The organism is Vibrio sp. 10N.222.55.A1 (assembly GCF_041473835.1).
Classification (GTDB): Bacteria; Pseudomonadota; Gammaproteobacteria; order Enterobacterales; family Vibrionaceae; genus Vibrio; species Vibrio crassostreae_C.
The window spans coordinates 1-580 of record NZ_JBFRSX010000152.1 but is presented as its reverse complement, the minus strand read 5'-3'; the positions used below and the strand labels follow the sequence as shown (position 1 = coordinate 580).

Below are 580 nucleotides of genomic sequence, written 5' to 3'. Positions count from 1 at the left end.
TTTAAACTATTAATTTCATCAAAAATTACATATTCTACATCTAATCCAATTTTATTGAAAATTTCCTCTAAGGAATCCAATTCTATTTCATTGAATCCATTCATCACCCCAACTTTAAGTAACTCACCATTTTCTAAAGGCTTTATCTCATTATTAGGTATAAGATCCTTACTTAAGGATGGCAGGGGTAAACATAAAAAAGCTAATACGACTAACAGTTTTTTGTATGACATTAACAGATAACCAATGACAGAAATTTTCCATATAATCGCCTACAGGAAACATGCCGTCAAATATAAGCATATGATGGATTTATTATAAGCTTTTGTATTATATACTAAAAATATCACCAACCATCTCATAGCCACCCGAAAATAAGACATTTCGCACGCACCAATAAGGCACTTCTTACGCGCAAGGTAAGTTTATCAACAGTCACTGTTGCAAAAGTCCTTCTTAACTTGCTCAAGCAAACACGACGACAAATCCTTAAGGTGCCCTGAAATTTTTTCACCGCTCATAAATATGTTGAGTTCAATGGGACAATAAAAAGTAATGTTCCAATGGGCTTTGTTTCCTA

General features: G+C 33.1%; 1 protein-coding gene. It reads right to left on the bottom strand.

Going from position 1 to position 580, the window contains the following annotated elements; all coding sequences use genetic code 11:
• Positions 1 to 233, bottom strand: a 233-nt coding sequence (locus AB4493_RS22230) for a hypothetical protein (RefSeq protein WP_372155832.1), incomplete at its 3' end; no start/stop codon positions are given.
• Positions 234 to 580 lie beyond the last annotated feature (347 nt).